Source organism: Roseovarius halophilus (ex Wu et al. 2025), from assembly GCF_047086965.1.
This window is the reverse complement of the sequence record NZ_JBKOTX010000134.1, coordinates 1-16,724: the sequence shown is the minus strand read 5'-3', so window position 1 is coordinate 16,724 and position 16,724 is coordinate 1. Positions and strand designations below refer to the sequence as shown.

At 63.7% G+C, this 16,724-nt stretch carries 13 protein-coding genes and 1 tRNA gene; 1 reads left to right on the top strand and 13 read right to left on the bottom strand.

What is annotated here, in order from left to right:
- The 13 genes from ACH107_RS22155 to ACH107_RS22095 all read right to left on the bottom strand — a co-directional run.
- A partial coding sequence (locus ACH107_RS22155; RefSeq protein WP_412506982.1) for a GTP-binding protein occupies window positions 1-99 on the bottom strand: 99 nt, incomplete at its 3' end.
- A 54-nt stretch (window positions 100-153) separates the two neighbouring features.
- Window positions 154-2,271: an elongation factor G gene (gene fusA, locus ACH107_RS22150; protein WP_412507658.1), complete on the bottom strand. Its 2,118-nt coding sequence runs from the start codon at window positions 2,269-2,271 to the stop codon at window positions 154-156.
- A 27-nt stretch (window positions 2,272-2,298) separates the two neighbouring features.
- Window positions 2,299-2,769 carry a 30S ribosomal protein S7 gene (gene rpsG / locus ACH107_RS22145; RefSeq protein WP_310691864.1) on the bottom strand — a complete coding sequence of 157 codons (471 nt, stop codon included), beginning with the start codon at window positions 2,767-2,769 and terminating at the stop codon, window positions 2,299-2,301.
- 12 nt (window positions 2,770-2,781) lie between these two features.
- Complete coding sequence (gene rpsL / locus ACH107_RS22140) at window positions 2,782-3,153, bottom strand: 30S ribosomal protein S12 (protein ID WP_084864138.1); 372 nt, start codon at window positions 3,151-3,153, stop codon at window positions 2,782-2,784.
- Between the two features lie 411 nt (window positions 3,154-3,564).
- Window positions 3,565-7,818, bottom strand: coding sequence for a DNA-directed RNA polymerase subunit beta' (gene rpoC / locus ACH107_RS22135; RefSeq protein WP_412507657.1), 4,254 nt, complete (start codon window positions 7,816-7,818; stop codon window positions 3,565-3,567).
- Between the two features lie 88 nt (window positions 7,819-7,906).
- Window positions 7,907-12,046 carry a DNA-directed RNA polymerase subunit beta gene (gene rpoB, locus ACH107_RS22130; RefSeq protein WP_310691867.1) on the bottom strand — a complete coding sequence of 1,380 codons (4,140 nt, stop codon included), beginning with the start codon at window positions 12,044-12,046 and terminating at the stop codon, window positions 7,907-7,909.
- A gap of 264 nt (window positions 12,047-12,310) precedes the next feature.
- Window positions 12,311-12,688 (bottom strand): 50S ribosomal protein L7/L12, encoded by a 378-nt coding sequence (rplL, locus tag ACH107_RS22125; RefSeq protein WP_310691868.1) that lies wholly within the window; start codon window positions 12,686-12,688, stop codon window positions 12,311-12,313.
- A 71-nt stretch (window positions 12,689-12,759) separates the two neighbouring features.
- Window positions 12,760-13,272, bottom strand: coding sequence for a 50S ribosomal protein L10 (rplJ, locus tag ACH107_RS22120; RefSeq protein ID WP_310691877.1), 513 nt, complete (start codon window positions 13,270-13,272; stop codon window positions 12,760-12,762).
- Window positions 13,273-13,516: 244 nt separating this feature from the next.
- Window positions 13,517-14,218, bottom strand: a complete 702-nt coding sequence (rplA, locus tag ACH107_RS22115; protein WP_412507656.1) for a 50S ribosomal protein L1 — start codon at window positions 14,216-14,218, stop codon at window positions 13,517-13,519.
- Window position 14,219: 1 nt separating this feature from the next.
- Window positions 14,220-14,645: a 50S ribosomal protein L11 gene (gene rplK, locus ACH107_RS22110; RefSeq protein ID WP_310691871.1), complete on the bottom strand. Its 426-nt coding sequence runs from the start codon at window positions 14,643-14,645 to the stop codon at window positions 14,220-14,222.
- Between the two features lie 109 nt (window positions 14,646-14,754).
- A complete protein-coding gene (gene nusG / locus ACH107_RS22105; protein WP_310691873.1) occupies window positions 14,755-15,288 on the bottom strand; it encodes a transcription termination/antitermination protein NusG in 534 nt (177 codons plus the stop codon).
- Window positions 15,289-15,479: 191 nt separating this feature from the next.
- Entirely contained in the window at window positions 15,480-15,677 is a 198-nt protein-coding gene (gene secE, locus ACH107_RS22100) for a preprotein translocase subunit SecE (RefSeq protein WP_412507655.1), read from the bottom strand.
- A gap of 101 nt (window positions 15,678-15,778) precedes the next feature.
- Window positions 15,779-15,854: transfer RNA gene (locus ACH107_RS22095), tRNA-Trp, on the bottom strand.
- Window positions 15,855-15,966: 112 nt separating this feature from the next.
- Between ACH107_RS22095 and ACH107_RS22090 the strand changes: the two genes are divergently transcribed.
- The gene (locus ACH107_RS22090) at window positions 15,967-16,647 is read left to right on the top strand and encodes a lysophospholipid acyltransferase family protein (protein WP_412507654.1); all 681 of its coding nucleotides are present in this window, start codon (window positions 15,967-15,969) and stop codon (window positions 16,645-16,647) included.
- Window positions 16,648-16,724: the final 77 nt, after the last annotated feature.

Genomic DNA, 16,724 nt, shown 5'->3' with positions numbered 1-16,724 from the left:
CGTGATCGCCGCCGTCAGCGTCGTCTTGCCGTGGTCAACGTGACCAACCGTCCCGATGTTAACGTGCTCTTTCGAACGATCGAACTTTTGCTTTGCCATCATGGCCTCCTTTGGCTGTCACGACAGACCCGCGGCCCGCCGATTTGTTTGTGTTCAGGCGAAGCTCGCCTGGATTTCCTCGCTGATGTTCTGCGGCACCGGGTCGTAGTGCGAGAACTGCATGGTGAACTGCGCGCGTCCCGAGGACATGGAGCGCAGCGTGTTGATGTAGCCGAACATGTTGGCCAGCGGCACGTCGGCCGAGATGGCGATGGCGTTGCCGCGAGGCTCCTGGCCTTGCACCTGGCCGCGCCGCGAGGTCAGGTCGCCGATGATGGAACCGGTGTACTCCTCCGGCGTGATCACCTCGACCTTCATCATCGGCTCGAGCAGCTTGGCCCCCGCCTTGCGCAGGCCTTCACGCATTGCCATGCGCGAGGCGATCTCGAAGGCCATGACGCTCGAGTCGACGTCGTGGTACTTGCCGTCGATCAGCGCGACCTTGAAGTCGATCACCGGGAAGCCGGCGAGCGGGCCGCTGTCCATCACGCTTTCGATGCCCTTCTCGACGCCGGGGATGAATTCCTTGGGCACCGAGCCGCCAACGATGCGGGACTCGAAGGAATAGCCCTCGCCCGGTTCGGTCGGAGAAATGACCATCTTGACCTCGGCAAACTGGCCCGACCCACCCGACTGCTTTTTGTGGGTATAGGTGTGCTCGATCTCGTGGCCGATGGTTTCGCGATAGGCAACCTGCGGCGCGCCGATGTTGGCGTCGACCTTGAATTCGCGCTTCAGACGATCCACCAGGATATCCAGGTGAAGTTCGCCCATGCCCTTCATGATGGTCTGACCCGACTCCAGATCGGTTTCCACGCGGAAGGACGGGTCCTCGGCCGCGAGACGCGCCAGGCCCTGCGACATCTTTTCCTGGTCGCCCTTTGTCTTGGGCTCGACCGCGATCTCGATGACCGGCTCGGGGAAGGTCATGGTTTCCAGAACGACCGGCGCCTTGGGATCGCAGATCGTGTCACCGGTGGTGGTGTCCTTGAGGCTGGCCAGGGCGATGATATCGCCGGCGAAGGCTTCCTCGATCTCGGTACGATCGTTGGAGTGCATCATCATCATGCGGCCGACACGCTCTTTCTTGCCCTTGGTGGCATTGAGCATCGTCTCGCCCTTACGCAGCACGCCGGAGTAGATCCGGGTAAAGGTCAGCGACCCAACGAAGGGGTCATTCATGATCTTGAAGGCCAGGCCCGAGAACGGCATCTCGTCATCCGCGCGGCGCGGGATGTTGCGAGTCTCGGTCTCGTCATCGGGGGCGAAGCCCATGTAATCGACGACGTCCATCGGGCTGGGCAGATAGTCGATCACGGCGTTCAGAAGCGGCTGAACCCCCTTGTTCTTGAAGGCGGACCCGCCCAGAACCGGCACGAAGGTCAGATCCAGCGTGCCCTTGCGCAGAAGCTTGCGCAGGGTCGGCACGTCAGGCTCCTCGCCGTCGAGGTAGGCCATCATGGCATCGTCGTCCATTTCGACGGCGGCCTCGACCATCTTGCCGCGCCATTCCTCGGCCATCTCTTTCAGGCTGTCGCGAATGTCCTCCTGGAACCATGTGGCCCCCAGATCCTCGCCGCGCCAAACCCATTCCTTCATCGTGACAAGGTCGATGACGCCTTCCAGCTCGTGCTCGGCCCCGATGGGCAGGGACACGGGCACGGCGCGGGCGCCGGTGCGCTCTTCGATCATGCGCACGCAGTTGAAGTAGTCGGCCCCGATCTTGTCCATCTTGTTGACGAAAACGATCCGCGGCACCTGATACCGGTCGGCCTGGCGCCAGACGGTCTCGGTCTGGGGCTCGACACCGGCGTTGGCATCCAGCACGCAAATGGCCCCGTCGAGCACGGCAAGCGACCGCTCGACCTCAATGGTGAAGTCCACGTGACCGGGAGTGTCGATGATGTTCATGCGGTGCTTGAGCGAGTCCGGCTCCTTGCCGTCCTCGGTGCGCTCCCAGAACGTGGTGGTCGCGGCCGAGGTGATCGTGATGCCACGCTCTTGCTCCTGCTCCATCCAGTCCATGGTGGCGGCGCCGTCATGGACTTCCCCGATGTTGTGGGATTTGCCCGTGTAGAACAGGATGCGCTCCGAGCAGGTCGTCTTGCCCGCGTCGATGTGGGCCATGATCCCGAAGTTGCGGTATCGGTCGAGGGGATAATCGCGTGCCATTTGGCCTAGTCCTCAAAGAGTGTTGAATTACCAGCGGTAATGGCTGAACGCCTTGTTGGCGTCGGCCATCTTGTGGGTGTCTTCGCGCTTCTTGACCGCGGTGCCGCGGCCGTTGACCGCATCTACGAGCTCGCCGGCCAGGCGCTCTTCCATGGTGTTTTCGTTGCGCGACCGGGCCGCCTTGATGAGCCAGCGGATCGCCAGCGCCTCACGCCGTTCCGGGCGGACCTCGACGGGCACCTGGTAGGTGGCACCACCGACACGGCGCGAGCGGACCTCGACGGCCGGCTTGATGTTGTCCAGTGCCTCGTGGAACACCTCCACCGGGGCCTTCTTGAGCTTGCCCTCGACCCGGTCGAAGGCGCCGTAGACGATGCCCTCGGCGGCGGACTTCTTGCCGTGGTACATCAGGTTGTTCATGAACTTGGTGAGCACCCGGTCACCGAACTTGGCGTCGGGCAGGACTTCGCGCTTCTCTGCGGCGTGACGACGAGACATCTGTTCTTCCTCTTACTTGGGACGCTTGGCGCCGTACTTCGAGCGGCGCTGCTTGCGGTCCTTGACCCCTTGGGTGTCCAGCACGCCGCGCAGGATGTGATAGCGGACGCCGGGAAGGTCCTTCACACGGCCGCCGCGGATCAGGACAACGGAGTGCTCCTGGAGGTTGTGCTTCTCACCGGGAATATAGCTGATGACCTCGTAGCCGTTGGTCAGGCGCACCTTGGCCACTTTCCGCATGGCCGAGTTCGGCTTCTTCGGTGTCGTGGTGTAGACACGCGTGCAGACGCCGCGCTTCTGCGGGTTGCCTTCAAGGTGAAGGGACTTCTGGCGTTTGGCTTTGGGCTGCCGGGGCTTCCGGATCAGCTGCTGGATCGTTGGCATTGGGCTCTGTTCCCCGCTTCCTGCACATGTGTCGCAAACCTGACGGTCCGCTGTTTTCGGTTCACGCGCCTTATGCGTCCACAAAGCACGACAATCCCGCAGTCGTTCCCTTACCGGAGGAACGGTGCGGTGGGCTATTCAGAGGATCGGGCCAGCAAGAGGCCGGATCTTGACCACTGGAATTCTGATACTCGGGATTGAGGCGCAAGACCCCTGCCGAGTGCGCTGGTCTATAGGTGGAGTCGGGGGGGCTGTCAACAGCCCGCGGACCCGATGTGTCAGGTCTTTGCCGTCACACGGCCCTGGCCGGGCGGAACGGCCGCTGGCCACGGCCCGCGAGCCCTTGGCCAGACGCGAAAAGACCCCGCGCTGTGGCGGGGTCTTTCCTGTCAGGTCCGAAACGAGCCGGCGTCAGTCGTCCCGATCTTCGGGGGTGTCGGAGACAAGCGTGTCGAACGGATCGCCGCCGATCACGTTGTCGCTGTCCTCGTCAGGCGCGGCGAGGGCCGCTGCGGCCTCGGCCTCTTCGCGGCGCGCTTCGACAACGACATTGTCGCGTTCCTGCGCCACGCGCTGGACCCGCTGGGCGGCCCCGCCTGTCCCGGCCGGGATCAACCGGCCGACGATGACGTTCTCTTTCAGGCCCACCAGCTTGTCGCGCTTGCCCTGCACCGAGGCCTCGGTCAGCACCCGCGTGGTCTCCTGGAAGGAGGCCGCCGAGATGAAGCTGCGGGTCTGCAGCGACGCCTTGGTGATGCCAAGCAGGATCGGCTCGCCAGTTGCCGGACGCCCGCCCTTGGAGATCGCCTTCTCGTTGGCCGCCTCCAGTTCCTGCTTGTCGAGATGCTCGCCCTTGAGAAGCGTCGAATCCCCACTGTCGAGGATTTCCCACTTCTGCAGCATCTGGCGCACGATCACCTCGATGTGCTTGTCGTTGATCTTCACGCCCTGCAGGCGATAGACGTCCTGCACCTCGTCGATCATGTAGTCGGCCAGCGCCTCGACCCCCAGGATCGACAGGATGTCATGCGGTGCCGGATTGCCGCCCATGACATAGTCGCCCTTCTGCACGAAGTCGCCTTCCTGCACGGGGATATGCTTGCCCTTGGGCACCATGTACTCGACCTTTTCGATCGAATCGTCCGTGGGCTCGATCGCGATGCGGCGCTTGTTCTTGTAGTCCTTGCCAAAGCGGACGTGGCCGTCGATCTCGGCGATGATGGCGTGATCCTTGGGGCGACGGGCTTCGAACAGTTCGGCCACCCGCGGCAGACCGCCGGTGATGTCCTTGGTCCTGGCCCCTTCGCGCGGGATGCGCGCGACCACGTCGCCGGCATCGATCTTCTGACCCTCCTCGACCGAAAGCACCGCGTCGACCGACATCGGGTAAGTCACCGGGTGGCCCGCGTCGTTGCGGACGGGTTCACCATCATCGCCCACGATCAGGATTTCCGGCTTGAGCTCGTTGCCCTTGGGCGCGGCGCGCCAATCCGACACGATCTTCTGGGTCATGCCGGTGGCATCGTCCGTTTCCTCGCGCACGGCGACGCCGTTGACCAGGTCCACGAACTTGGCCGTCCCCGCCTTCTCGGCGATGATCGGCAGGGTGTAGGGGTCGAACTCGTAGAGCTTGTCACCCCGTTCGACCTGCTGGCCCTCCTTGACGAAGATTTTCGAGCCGTAACCGACTTTGTGCGTGGTCAGTTCTTCCCCCGACTCGTCGAGCAGGGCGATGGCCATGTTGCGGCCCATGGCGATCGGTTCGCCGGCCGAGTTCTCGAGGATCTGCGCATCCCGGAACGCGATCTTGCCGGCCACCGAGGATTCCAGGAAGGACTGCTGCCCGCCCTGCGCAACCCCACCGATATGGAAGGTCCGCATCGTCAGCTGGGTGCCCGGCTCGCCGATGGACTGCGCGGCGATGATGCCCACCGCCTCGCCGATGTTCACCTGCGTGCCGCGAGCCAGGTCACGCCCGTAGCACTGGGCGCAGACGCCGTCCTCGGCCTCGCAGGTCAGCGGGCTGCGGATCTTCATCTTGACGACACCGGCCTCCTCGATCGCGTCCGCCATGCGTTCGTCGATCAGTTCACCGGTTTTCACCAGCACCGCGTCGCCGCCCGGCACGGTCACGTCCTCGGCCGCGACGCGGCCCAGGATACGCTCGCTCATGGTCGAGACGATCTCGCCATCGTTGATCGCCGGTTCCGCGGTGATCGCGCGGTCGGTGCCGCAATCTGCCTCGCGCACGATGCAATCCTGCGCGACATCGACCAGACGCCGGGTCAGATAGCCCGAGTTGGCCGTCTTCAGCGCGGTGTCCGACAGGCCCTTCCGCGCCCCGTGGGTGGAGTTGAAATACTCCAGCACGGTCAGGCCTTCCTTGAAGTTCGAGATGATCGGCGTCTCGATGATCTCGCCCGACGGCTTGGCCATCAGGCCGCGCATCCCGCCCAGCTGCTTCATCTGGGTGACAGAACCACGCGCCCCGGAGTGGGCCATCATGTAGACGGAGTTCGGCTCCATCACGGCACCGGTCTCGTCGGTGCGTTCGGCCGAGATCGTCGCCATCATCGCCTCGGTGACATGGTCATTGGCCTTGGACCAGGCATCGACGACCTTGTTGTACTTCTCGCCCTGGGTGATCAGGCCGTCCATGTACTGTTGCTCGAAGTCCTTGACGTGACCGCGTGTCTCCTCGACCAGCCCCCACTTGGTGTCGGGGATGACCATGTCGTCCTTGCCGAAGGAAATCCCGGCCTTGAAGGCCTCGCGGAAGCCCAGCGTCATGATCTGATCGCAGAAGATCACCGATTCCTTCTGGCCGCAGTAGCGATAGACGGTGTCGATGACCTGCTGCACCTCCTTCTTGCGCAGCAGGCGGTTGACCAGCTCGAAGGGCGCCTTGGCGTTCAGCGGCAACATCGCGCCCAGCCGGACCCGGCCCGGCGTGGTGTCATACCGCTTGAAGACCTCCTGGCCCGTCTCGTCGATCTGCTTGACGCGCGCCTGTATCTTGGCGTGCATGTGCACCACGCCTTCAGCCATGGCGTGCTCGACCTCTTCGACCGAGCCAAAGACCATGCCTTCGCCCTTCATCCCGGCGCGTTCGATCGTCGTGTAGTACAACCCCAGGATCATGTCCTGCGAGGGCACGATTATCGGGGCGCCGTTGGCGGGCGACAGGACGTTGTTGGTGGACATCATCAGGACGCGCGCTTCCAACTGGGCTTCGAGGCTCAGCGGAACGTGCACGGCCATCTGGTCGCCGTCGAAGTCGGCGTTGAAGGCCGAACAGACCAGCGGGTGCAGCTGGATCGCCTTGCCCTCGATCAGGATCGGCTCGAAGGCCTGGATGCCCAGACGGTGCAGCGTCGGCGCGCGGTTGAGCAGCACGGGATGTTCGCGGATCACCTCGTCGAGGATGTCCCAGACCTCGGGGCGTTCCTTCTCGACCAGCTTCTTGGCCTGCTTGACGGTGCTCGACAGCCCCTTTGCTTCAAGCCGCGAATAGATGAACGGCTTGAACAGTTCGAGCGCCATCTTCTTGGGCAACCCGCACTGGTGCAGCTTCAGTTCCGGCCCGGTCACGATGACCGACCGGCCCGAGAAATCGACCCGCTTGCCCAGAAGGTTCTGGCGGAAGCGACCCTGCTTGCCCTTGAGCATGTCCGACAGCGATTTCAGCGGGCGCTTGTTGGCCCCGGTGATGACGCGGCCGCGGCGGCCGTTGTCGAACAGCGCATCGACAGATTCCTGCAGCATCCGCTTTTCGTTGCGCACGATGATGTCGGGCGCGCGCAGCTCGATCAGTCGCTTGAGGCGGTTGTTACGGTTGATCACCCGGCGATACAGGTCGTTCAGGTCAGACGTCGCGAACCGCCCCCCGTCCAGCGGGACCAGCGGGCGCAGTTCCGGCGGGATCACCGGCACCACGGTCATGATCATCCATTCCGGACGATTGCCGCTCTCGATGAAGCTCTCCACGACCTTCAGGCGCTTGATGATCTTCTTGGGCTTCAACTCGCCCGTGGCCTCCTTGAGGTCCTCGCGCAGCTGCTCGGCCTCGGCCTCCAGGTCGATCTGGGCCAGCATCTCGCGGATCGCCTCGGCCCCGATGTTGGCGGTGAAGGCGTCCATGCCGTACTGGTCCTGCGCGTCGAGGAATTCCTCCTCGGTCATCAGCGCGCCGTATTTCAGGTCGGTCAGGCCGGGTTCGATCACCACGTAGTTCTCGAAGTAGAGGACACGCTCCAGGTCGCGCAGGGTCATGTCCAGCATCAGGCCGATGCGGCTGGGCAGCGACTTGAGGAACCAGATATGAGCGACGGGCGCAGCCAGTTCGATGTGGCCCATGCGCTCGCGCCGGACCTTCTGAAGCGTCACCTCGACGCCGCACTTCTCACAGACGACGCCGCGATACTTCATGCGCTTGTACTTGCCGCACAGGCATTCGTAGTCCTTGATCGGGCCGAAGATACGCGCGCAGAACAGCCCGTCACGCTCGGGCTTGAAGGTGCGGTAGTTGATGGTTTCGGGCTTCTTGATCTCGCCGAAGGACCACGAGAGGATCCGCTCGGGCGAGGCAAGAGAGACCTTGATCTCGTCAAAGATCTTGGCCGGGGCGTTCGGATTGAACGGGTTGTTGGTCAGTTCCTGGTTCATGTCTTTCCCTCGAAATACGGGCTGGAAGGGGAGCGCGGGCACGGTTTTTGACTAAAAACCGTGCCGCAGGGATTTTCGTCGAAAACCCTCAGTCGTCCTCCTCCGAGTCCAGGAGTTCCATGTTGAGGCCGAGGCCGCGGACTTCCTTCACGAGCACGTTGAAGCTCTCGGGCACACCGGCCTCGAAGTTGTCCTCGCCCTTGACGATCGACTCGTAGACCTTGGTGCGACCGGCCACGTCGTCGGACTTCACGGTCAGCATCTCCTGCAGGGTGTAGGCGGCACCGTAGGCTTCCAGCGCCCAGACCTCCATCTCGCCGAAGCGCTGGCCGCCGAACTGCGCCTTGCCGCCCAGAGGTTGCTGGGTGACCAGGCTGTAGGGGCCTGTCGAGCGGGCGTGGATCTTGTCGTCGACAAGGTGGTGAAGCTTGAGCAGATACTTGATGCCGACCGTCACAGGGCGGCTGAACTGCTCGCCCGTGCGGCCGTCATAAAGGAGCGACTGCCCGGATTCGTCGAACCCTGCGCGGCGCAGCGAGTCGTTGACATCATCCTCCTTCGCCCCGTCGAAGACCGGCGTGGCGATCGGCACCCCGTTCGTGACATTGCCGGCCGCCTCGAGAAGTTGCTTGTCCGACATGCCGGCGATGCCCTCATCGTAGACCTCCTCGCCATAGGCGATCTTCATGGCGTCCTGCACCGGGGTCAGGTCGCCCGACCGCCGGTATTCGCCCAGGGCGTCCTCGATCTGGTTGCCCAGGCCGCGGGCTGCCCAGCCCATGTGGGTTTCGAGGATCTGGCCGACGTTCATCCGGCTGGGCACGCCCAGCGGGTTGAGCACGAAATCGACCGGGGTCCCGTCCTGCAGGAACGGCATGTCCTCGACCGGGACCACCTTGGAGATGACGCCCTTGTTGCCGTGACGACCGGCCATCTTGTCGCCGGGCTGAAGCTTGCGCTTCACGGCCACGAAGACCTTGACCATCTTCATCACGCCGGGCGGCAGGTCGTCGCCGCGGCGGACCTTCTCGACCTTGTCCTCGAAACGGGCGTCCAGCTGGCGCTTCTGCGCCTCGTACTGTTCGTTGAGCGCCTCGACGACCTGAGCGTCTTCCTCCTCCTTGAGGGCCAGCTGCCACCACTGGCTGCGCGGCAATTCCTCGAGAAGATCGGGCGTGATCTCGGTGCCCGCGCTGATGCCCCGGGGGCCCTTGGCAACGGTCTTGCCGACCAGCATCGAGTTCAGCCGCGCATAGATGTTGCGATCCAGGATCGCCATCTCGTCGTCGCGATCACGGCCCAGCCGCTCGACCTCTTCGCGCTCGATCTGCAGCGCGCGTTCATCCTTTTCAACGCCGTGGCGGTTGAAGACGCGCACCTCGAGGATCGTGCCGTAGTCCCCCGGCGGCAGGCGCAGCGAGGTGTCGCGCACGTCGCTCGCCTTTTCGCCGAAGATCGCCCGCAAGAGCTTTTCTTCCGGTGTCATCGGGCTTTCGCCCTTGGGGGTGATCTTGCCCACCAGGATATCGCCCGGCCCCACCTCGGCACCAATGTAGACGATGCCCGCCTCGTCGAGGTTGCGCAGAGCTTCCTCGCCGACGTTGGGGATGTCGCGGGTGATCTCTTCCGGGCCGAGCTTGGTGTCGCGGGCAGCGACCTCGAACTCGTCGATGTGGACACTGGTGAACACGTCGTCCTTGACGATGCGTTCCGAGATCAGGATCGAGTCCTCGTAGTTGTAGCCGTTCCAGGGCATGAATGCAGTTACCACGTTCTTGCCCAGGGCCAGCTCGCCGATGTCCGTCGATGGGCCATCGGCGATCACTTCGCCCTTGCCGACCATGTCACCCACCTTCACCAGCGGACGCTGGTTGATGCAGGTGTTCTGGTTCGACCGCTGGAACTTGCGCATCCGGTAGATGTCGACGCCGGGGTCGCCGACCTCGAGATCCTCGGTGGCGCGGATCACGATCCGCTGGGCGTCGACCTGGTCGATGATCCCGGCCCGCCGGGCCTGGATCGCCGCGCCCGAATCGATGGCGACCTTCCCCTCGATCCCGGTGCCAACCAACGGCGCCTCGGACCGCAGCGTCGGCACCGCCTGACGCTGCATGTTCGAGCCCATCAGCGCGCGGTTGGCGTCGTCGTTTTCCAGGAACGGGATCAGCGAGGCCGCGACCGAGACCAGCTGCTTGGGGCTGACGTCGATCAGGTCCACGTTCTCGTTCGGGGCCAGGGTGTATTCCCCGTTCTGCCGGGTCGAGACCAGGTCGTTGACGAACTTCATGTCCGAACCGAGGTTGGCATTGGCCTGGGCGACCGTATGGCGCATCTCCTCGGTGGCGGACATGTAGTGCACCTCGTCCGAGACCTGGCCGTCCTGGACGACGCGGTAAGGGGTCTCGATGAAGCCGTACTTGTTCACGCGCGCATAGGTGGCCAGCGAGTTGATCAGACCGATGTTCGGCCCTTCCGGCGTCTCGATCGGGCACATGCGGCCATAGTGGGTCGGATGCACGTCGCGCACCTCGAAGCCGGCCCGTTCACGGGTCAGGCCGCCGGGCCCGAGCGCCGAGAGGCGGCGCTTGTGCGTCACTTCCGACAGCGGGTTGGTCTGGTCCATGAACTGTGACAGCTGCGAGGACCCGAAGAATTCGCGCACCGCAGCGGCGGCAGGCTTGGCATTGATCAGGTCCTGCGGCATCACCGTGTCGATCTCGACGCTGGACATGCGCTCCTTGATGGCGCGTTCCATGCGCAGCAGGCCGACGCGGTACTGGTTCTCCATCAGTTCGCCGACCGAGCGTACCCGGCGGTTGCCAAGGTGGTCGATGTCGTCGATGTCGCCGCGGCCGTCGCGCAGGTCCACCAGCGCCTTGATGCAGGCCACGATATCCTCGCGGCGCAGGGTGCGCTGGGTGTCCTCGGCATCCAGGTTCAGGCGCATGTTCATCTTGACGCGGCCCACGGCGGACAGGTCGTAACGTTCGCTGTCGAAGAACAGCGTGTCGAACAGCGCGCTGGCGGCATCAACGGTGGGCGGCTCGCCCGGGCGCATGACGCGGTAGATGTCCATGAGCGCGCTCTCGCGGTCCATGTTCTTGTCCTGCGCCATGGTGTTGCGCATGTACGGACCGACGTTGATGTTGTCGATGTCCAGCACCGGGATCGAGGTGACGCCGGCATCCAGCAGATCCTTGACGGTGCCGCCGATGATCTCGCCGTCCTTGTCCATCTCGAGGGTCAGCTCGTCGCCGGCCTCGACGTAGATGGCGCCGGTTTCCTCGTTGATGATGTCCTTGGCGACGAACTTGCCGACGATGGTTTCGAAGGGCACCAGCAGGTCCGTGACGGCACCCTCGTCGATCAGCTTCTTGACCGCGCGGGGCGTGATCTTCTTGCTGGCCTCGGCGATCACTTCACCGGTCTGGGCATCGACAAGGTCGTGCGTCGGACGGGTGCCGCGCACGCGCTCGGGGAAGAACTTGGTCTTCCAGGCCTGCTTTTTCTTGTCGAAGGCATAGTCGACCGTGTCGTAATAGGCATCCATGATGCTTTCCTGGTCGAGCCCCAGCGCATAGAGCAGGGTCGTCACCGGCAGCTTGCGGCGGCGGTCTATGCGCGCATAGACAAGATCCTTGGCGTCGAACTCGAAATCGAGCCAGGACCCGCGATAGGGAATGATCCGGCAGGCAAAGAGCAGCTTGCCCGAACTGTGCGTCTTGCCCTTGTCATGGTCAAAGAAAACGCCGGGCGAACGGTGCATCTGGGAAACGATGACCCGCTCGGTGCCGTTGACGATAAAGGTTCCGTTCTCGGTCATCAGGGGCATGTCGCCCATGAACACATCCTGTTCCTTTATGTCCTTGACCGACTTGGCACCGGTGTCCTCGTCGGCGTCGAAGACGATCAGGCGCAGCGTCACCTTGAGCGGCGCGGCATAGGTCATGTCGCGCTGCTGGCATTCCTCGACGTCATACTTGGGCTTTTCCAGGTCATAGCGGACGAATTCGAGGACCGAATTCTCGTTGAAATCCTTGATCGGGAACACCGATTGAAAGACACCCTTGATGCCCTCGCCATCGAGCGGCTCGGGGCCCTCGCCGGAATCGAGGAACAGGTCGTAGCTGGATTTCTGAACCTGGATGAGGTTCGGCATTTCAAGAACTTCACGGATTTTGCCGTAATACTTGCGCAAGCGTTTCTGGCCGAGGAACGTGGTCGCCATATGCTTTGTCACCTTTCAGTCTCTGCTGGTGATCCGGGCCGTGGGGCGGCGGCGCGGACCCCGCGTGAGAGCGGATCGTTTCGGTCAATTCCTGGCCCCCGTCCCACCGGGTGCCTCCCGACCTTTGAACCGATCCAAAAGGCTGCATCCGCGAATGCGGCCTTTAAGACGGGTTCGGCTGGACCCGTTTTTCAACGGGTCCAGCCAGTGTTGTCGCGGCCGGGCGGGGGTCTGCACCCCCGACCCGCCCCCAAAGGGCGTGCCTCAGGCCACCTCGATCTCGGCGCCGGCGTCTTCCAGCTTGCCCTTGATCTCTTCGGCTTCGGCCTTGTCGACGCCTTCCTTGATCTTGCCGCCGCTCTCGACCAGTTCCTTGGCCTCTTTCAGGCCGAGGCCGGTGACCCCGCGGACTTCCTTGATCACGTTGATCTTGGAGGCGCCAGCACTCTTGAGGACGACGTCGAATTCGGTCTGCTCCTCTTCGGCGGCCCCGCCGCCGCCGTCGGCGGGGCCGGCCATCATGACGGCGCCGCCCGAAGCGGGCTCGATGCCGTATTCGTCCTTGAGGATTTCTTTCAGTTCCTGGGCCTCGAGAAGGGTCAGACCCACGATCTCTTCAGCAAGTTTCTTCAGATCAGCCATTTTACTGTTTCCGTTCTAGTCAGGTGTGTTCCAACGTCGGGGTCTTGGCCCCACGAGGGCAGTTCAGTTGCTCAGGCAGCTTTCTCTTCGATGGTCGAGAGAATGCCCGCGATGTTCGAAGCAGGTGCGCCAAAGGCCCCGGCGATGTTCGACGCAGGCGCCACGATGCAACCGGCGATGGAGGCGATAAGCTCCTCGCGGGACGGCATCTTGGCCACACGTTCGACACCGGCGGCGTCCAGGACCGTCTCTCCCATCGCACCGCCGAGGACAACAAGTTTGCTGTTGTCCTTGGCGTAGTCCTGAACCACCTTGGCCGCAGCCACGGGGTCTTCGGAATAGGAAAGCACGGTCATGCCCGTCATCAGGTTCGCAATGCTTTCGCACGGCTTCCCCTCGAGGGCGATCTTGGCGAGCCTGTTCTTGGCAACGCGCACGGACCCGCCCGCGTCGCGCATACGGGCGCGCAGGTCCTGCATTTCGGCAACTGTCAGGCCCTCGTAGTGGGCAACCACCACGACGCCAGAGCTTTCGAAGATCTGGCCGAGTTCATCGACCACTTTCTCTTTCTGGGCTCTATCCACAGTTTCACTCCAAGTATGGGGATTGCTCCCCGGCTCAAGTTTGGCGGCTTTCACCACCGTTCGGGTCCGTGAGGGTCCCGAGGCCTTGATCGCCCGAGGGTCGAAGCCGACCCAAACGGAAATCTCGTCTCGTTCCCCATCTCGGGAAGGAATTACCGGACCGAAATCCAACCCTCCGTCTCGGACAGGACGGGGCCGATGGTCCGGCCCCGCCATTCAGCACCCCCAAGGGGCGCGGAATCTCTCAGGCGTTGCCGGTGGCACTGTCCACCGCAACGGTCACGCCGGGGCCCATGGTCGAGCTCAGCGCGATCTTCTTAATGTAGGACCCCTTGGCGCCGGCCGGCTTGGCCTTCTGCACCGCATCCACGAAGGCCAGAAGGTTCTCTTCTAGCTGCTTGGCGTCGAAGCTCGCCTTGCCGATGCCGGCATGGACGACGCCCGCCTTCTCGACCTTGAACTGGACCTCGCCGCCCTTGGCGGCCTCGACGGCCTCCTTGACGTCCATGGTCACGGTGCCGATCTTGGGGTTCGGCATCAGGTTCCGCGGGCCCAGGATCTTGCCCAGACGGCCGACGACGGGCATCATGTCAGGTGTCGCGATGCAGCGATCGAACTCGATCGTGCCGCCCTGGATTGTCTCCATCAGGTCCTCGGCGCCGACGATGTCGGCCCCGGCGGCCTTGGCCTCCTCGGCCTTGTCGCCGCGGGCGAAGACGGCCACGCGGACGGTCTTGCCGGTGCCGTTGGGCAGATTGACCTTGCCGCGCACCATCTGGTCGGCGTGGCGGGGATCCACCCCGAGGCATACGGCGACCTCGACGGTCTCGTCAAATTTCGCCTTTGCGTTGTCCTTGATCAACGACACGGCCTCGGTGACCGAGACGTTTTCCTTGCCCTTGACGACCGCACGCGCGGCGCGGGCGCGTTTTCCAAGCTTTGCCATCTTATTTCACCTCGATGCCCATGGACTTGGCCGAGCCAAGAATGATTTTCATGGCGCTTTCCATGTCGTTGGCGCTGAGGTCTTGCATCTTGGCCTCGGCAATTTCCTGCACCTGCTTCTTGGTGACAGTGCCCACGGTCTGGCGCGACGGGGTGGTCGCCCCGGACTTCAGGTTCGCCGCCTTCTTGAGATAATAGGCCGCAGGCGGCGTCTTGATCTCCAGCGTGAAGGACTTGTCCTGATAGTAGGTGATTTCGGTGGGGCACGGCGCGCCCTGCTCCATCTCCTGCGTCTTGGCGTTGAACGCCTTGCAGAACTCCATGATGTTGATACCGCGCTGGCCGAGGGCGGGGCCCACGGGCGGCGACGGGTTGGCCTGACCTGCAGGGATCTGCAGCTTCATCTTGCCGGCGAGTTTCTTGGCCATCTGGCCTCTCCTTTTGCTCCAACTGGGGGCGAAACGCGTCCCGCCCCGTCTGCGTCGTCGTGGTCAGCCCGGACACGCGCGCGCGCCGCGGCTCCCACGATTGCTTCACTCAGACCTGCTTGGTGACCTGCGTGAATTCCAGTTCGACCGGGGTTTCCCGGCCGAAGATCGACACCGCCACCTTCAGGCGCTGGTTGTCGTCGTCCACGGCCTCGATCATGCCGTCAAAATCCTCGAACGGGCCATCGTTGACCTTGACCTTCTCGCCGATCTCGAACGAGATCAGCGTGCGCGGGGCCTCCTCGCCCTCGGCGACGCGGCCCAGGATAGACTGGACCTCGGCATCGCGCATCGGCATCGGCCGCCCCTGCGGCCCGAGAAAGCCGGTGACGCGGTTGATGCCGTTGATGAGGTGATACCCCTCGTCCGACATTTCCATGTGCACCAGCACGTAGCCCGGCATGAAGCGCCGCTCGGCCGTGACTTTCTTGCCGCGGCGGACCTCGATCACCTCTTCTGTGGGGACCAGAACCTCGTCGATCTGATCCTCCAGGCCCTTTTCGGCAACCTTGGTGCGGATCTGCTCGGCGATCTTTTTCTCGAAGTTCGAGAGAACGCTCACCGAATACCAACGTTTCGCCATGTTGTTCGACACCCCGTCGTCCGCGGCCCGAAAGCCAAAAATTTCCAATTGCTCCAAACGCTTGACGCGCGCTTTCTAAAAAAGAAAAGCGGCGCGCAACGCGATTCGCCGCACGCCCGTCCGGAAAGTTCGCTGGCAATACCGCCATGCGCCCCTGAATTCAAGGGGGTATCGCGGCTTTCCGGGGGCGCTCACCCGAAGGCGTTAAGCACGCCCTCCAGCCCCATCCGGATGAACAGATCGATGATCGAGAAGAAAGCGGCCATGAAGGCCGCCAGCAGGAAGACCATGATCGTTGTCATGACGACCTCGCGGCGGGTCGGCCAGACGACCTTTGAAACCTCTGCGCGGACCTGCTGCATGAACTGGACAGGATTGGTGCGTGCCATGGAATGTCCTCTTTTCCGAACCCCGTCGAGATACGCGGACCGGGGCCGCGTTTCAACCCGGACGCGCGGGTTTGTGGCGGCCATTGGTTGCGTGATGGTGGTGGCAGGGGCAGCAGGGCTCGAACCCGCGACCTACGGTTTTGGAGACCGTCGCTCTACCAACTGAGCTATACCCCTAGATCATCGGATGCCGGATTATCCCGAGCCGCCTCCGGGATCAAGGGGGTGGCTTGTCTTCGGGCGTGAAATTATCGCATGTAGGCCGCAGCCTGCATCGGAGATCACGCCCATGAAGCGTCTGCGCCGCCGCATCGAGCAATCCGCCTTCGCGGCGCGGCTCCCCGCGCTTGTCATCGGCCTTTACCTGCGTGCGGTCAACCTCACCACGCGCTGGCACGGCGAGGGGGTCGCAGCGCTGCAACAGGACCTGGCGCACGGTCCGGTCCTTCTGGTGGTCTGGCACCAGCACCTTCTGATGGTCCCCGCGCACTGGCCGGGCGCGGGTGGGCCGCTGATCAGCATCCATGATGCGTCGCCGATCGGGCGCGCGGCCGGGGCACTTTATCGCCACTTCGGTCAGCGGTCGATGCAGATCGACAGGCGCAGATCGAACCTGCGGGCCGCGCGCGCGGTTCTGCGTCAGACCCGGGCGGGTGTCAGCGCCGGCATCACCGGCGACGGGCCGAACGGCCCGGCCTTTGCCCTCAAGGATGCGCCGCTGGACTGGGCCCGTGCGATGGGCTGCCCGGTCTATACTTACGCCTTTGCGCACAGCCGCCAGCGCGAACTGGACAGCTGGGACAGCATGGCCTTGCCCCGCCCCTTCGGCCGCGGGCGCTACGTGTTCCGGCGCTGGACCGAGGCCCCGGCGCGCCGGTCCGTGGATGATCAGGCCCGGTTGCGCGCGTCGCTCACCGACCTTTTGAACGAGACCGCGGCGGCGGCAGCGCGCCCCCACGTCGGCCTCTGAATTGCAGGGGGGTGGACGCTGTGGTCCACCCCGATCTTGCCTCGGTCGGTTCCGGCTCAGTCGATGATCTTGGAGAC